Origin of the sequence: Hydrocoleum sp. CS-953, assembly GCF_002260545.1 — a bacterium.
Classification (GTDB): Bacteria; Cyanobacteriota; Cyanobacteriia; order Cyanobacteriales; family Microcoleaceae; genus Trichodesmium.
On sequence record NZ_LGSU01000275.1, the window covers coordinates 1 to 2,612 of the forward strand.

Annotated in this window: 3 protein-coding genes and 1 pseudogene; 2 read left to right on the forward strand and 2 right to left on the reverse strand. The window is 36.6% G+C overall.

Annotation, left to right across the window (positions count from 1 at the left end; genetic code table 11):
• Together AFK68_RS02470 and AFK68_RS02475 are read right to left on the reverse strand one after the other, a co-directional pair.
• Positions 1-393 (reverse strand): class I SAM-dependent methyltransferase (locus tag AFK68_RS02470; protein ID WP_143437441.1); only part of this gene is annotated, 393 nt, incomplete at its 3' end.
• Positions 339-776 (reverse strand): tetratricopeptide repeat protein, encoded by a 438-nt coding sequence (locus tag AFK68_RS02475; RefSeq protein ID WP_246843948.1) that lies wholly within the window; start codon positions 774-776, stop codon positions 339-341. The genes AFK68_RS02475 and AFK68_RS02470, both read right to left, overlap by 55 nt.
• Positions 777-958: 182 nt before the next feature.
• On the opposite strand from AFK68_RS02475, the gene AFK68_RS02480 reads away from it, so the two are divergent.
• A partial coding sequence (locus AFK68_RS02480; RefSeq protein ID WP_143437443.1) for a Tab2/Atab2 family RNA-binding protein occupies positions 959-1,303 on the forward strand: 345 nt, incomplete at its 3' end.
• Position 1,304: 1 nt separating this feature from the next.
• A pseudogene (locus tag AFK68_RS02485) lies at positions 1,305-2,010 on the forward strand (Tab2/Atab2 family RNA-binding protein); the annotation flags it as partial.
• Positions 2,011-2,612 lie beyond the last annotated feature (602 nt).

The window sequence follows — 2,612 nt, forward strand, 5'->3', positions numbered from 1 at the left end:
GTATACCCCTCCACATCTCAAAAGAGGAAAATATGTCGCAAAAGATTTTATAATATCTGAAGAATAATGAGAACCGTCATCAATTATAATATCAAAGCTTTTAGATAACTCAACAAGATTACTTTTAATCCTATCCCTCGTAGCATCACCCACAAAGACATGAATCCTTGGATCTTCATAACTCAAATTTGCACACTTAGGGTTAATATCGCAGCCTACAATTAATTTGGCATTAGAAAAATATTTAGCCCATATTTCTAGGGAACCACCATTTTGAACACCTATTTCCAACAATCTGACTTTCTGATTTCTGTAGCTTTTTAGGATTCGCTCGTATACTAATAGATATGAAGACCATTTATCAGATACTTTTCCAGTATGTTGTGAATACAATTCTGGAAGTGTTTTTTTTTATCTAATATTTGACCAAACCTATGATGAGATTTGTAATAATCTGGGTTAATTTCAACAGCTTTTTGTAAATACTCAATAGCACCCTCCGAATCTCCCTGTTGTGCAAAAGCCTCTCCCAAACTATAATGCAACCAAGAAGAATTAGGATTATTTTTTAAACCTTCATAATAAAAAGCAACCGCCTCATCTAAATTCCCCTGTTTAACAAGAGCATCTCCCAAATAATAATAAATCCAAGCAAAATTAGGATTAATTTCAATAGCCTGACGATAGAGAGCGACCGCCTCATCCAACCTCCCGGCCCTCTTCAACTGATTGGCCTGCTGCAACAAGTGGCCAGCAGTTATACCCTGATTACCCATAAAAACTCACCCAAAATTCCCCTTTAATGTCAGAAGAGACCAATTATACAGGACTTACCTCAAAGATGAAACTAGACACCAGAGGAACAAAAACTTCCTCAAATAACTTTGGCCAAAGTTTCCAAAGTTGTAAGATAGCACTAGATTTCCCTCTTTCTTTCTTCCTTCTTCCTTCAAAATAAATGGACACTCAAACTATCTGGCAAGTAGATTATTATCGCCGTCCCCTCCAGGATAAACATAAACAAGGTCAACAATTATGGGAATTGTTGATTTGTACTCCCACTCGTAGCTTAGAATTTATTGCTATGTGTCCCCAGTCAGAAGTTAACGCTAATTGGCTGATGGCACAACTGCAAAAAGTGGGTCAAGACCAGGATTTACCAGATATAATTCAAGTATTTCGACCTCAGTCTTTGGGGTTAATAGAAACTGCAGCTCAAATGTTAGGGTTGAAAGTCGAACCGACTAGACGCACAACAGCTTTAAAACAATGGTTAGTAGAGAGGGTGCAACAATATCAGGATNGTCAGAAGTTAACGCTAATTGGCTGATGGCACAACTGCAAAAAGTGGGTCAAGACCAGGATTTACCAGATATAATTCAAGTATTTCGACCTCAGTCTTTGGGGTTAATAGAAACTGCAGCTCAAATGTTAGGGTTGAAAGTCGAACCGACTAGACGCACAACAGCTTTAAAACAATGGTTAGTAGAGAGGGTGCAACAATATCAGGATATGGAAACATATACTGGGGAATTTTACGACCCCTTAGTATTAGATGCTCCTCCACCTGTACCATTAGCTGAAAATTTGTGGGGCGATCGCTGGAGATTTGCTACATTACCTGCTGGTAATATTGAGGATATTATAGAACGTCCTATTCCTATTTTAGAAGCACCAGAATTTCTTTTGCCGTTAAATTTAGGATTATCTTCAACACTCCCAATACCAGGGGTAGTAATAGATGGTGGTCGTCAGTCTATGAAATTAGCGAGATGGTTAGAAACTGCGCGACCATATCTTTTAAAGTATATTCCTGGCGATCCTGATGGGTTAATTTTAGAGACAGGGTTAGTAGATCGGTGGATAGTTGCTACTTTTTCAGATCGAGAAGTGTCAGCAGCAGGTCAAATTTATGAGCAGAGAAAACAGCAGAGTCAGGGGTTACATTTTTTGTTAGTGCAACCGGATGATTCTGGAATGACTTATAGTGGATTTTGGCTTTTGCGGTAGAAATTAAGTGTGAAAATTAATTAATCAAAATTCTTCAGGACTCATATCATGTCATGTCCGGTTGAATAGTTATAATTAAAGTTCGTAGTATTGCTTGAGCAATAAGTTATAGATATTGCTCAAGCAATAAATAATACAAACAAAAACTTTTTTATCAGTGATTATCCGGACATGATATTATACCAATTCCCATGCATTAATGCTATACTTGGGTACGACTTCATTTATTAATTAATAATTACATATCAAATCTTTTTTTTGCTAGTTGTAGCTCATTTAATATTAATTATTGTTATTTTTACCTCTCCTGTACGGACGTTGCATGCAACTACCTACCCACTCCCCTGCTCTACAAAATGTAGAAATGTTTTTGAGAAATGATATTATTCCTAATTTCCCTGCTTTCTGCTCTCTACTCTCTACTCCCTTTTCCATGCTCTCAAGAAGATGTAGCAAAAATGGTTGAGATTTCGCATTACCGAATAATTAAGGTTTAAAGCCTCTCATAATCAAGGAGAAACAATGAATTTATTTTCCTTTTATTCAATCCAATCCGTTTTAGGGAGAGGTAATTATCAATTATCCATTATCAATTATCAATT

What these genes read in the sequence shown, in the direction of transcription:
- AFK68_RS02475 (WP_246843948.1), bottom strand. Translation starts at nt 776, where the DNA reads ATGGGTAATCAGGGTATAACTGCTGGCCACTTGTTGCAGCAGGCCAAT.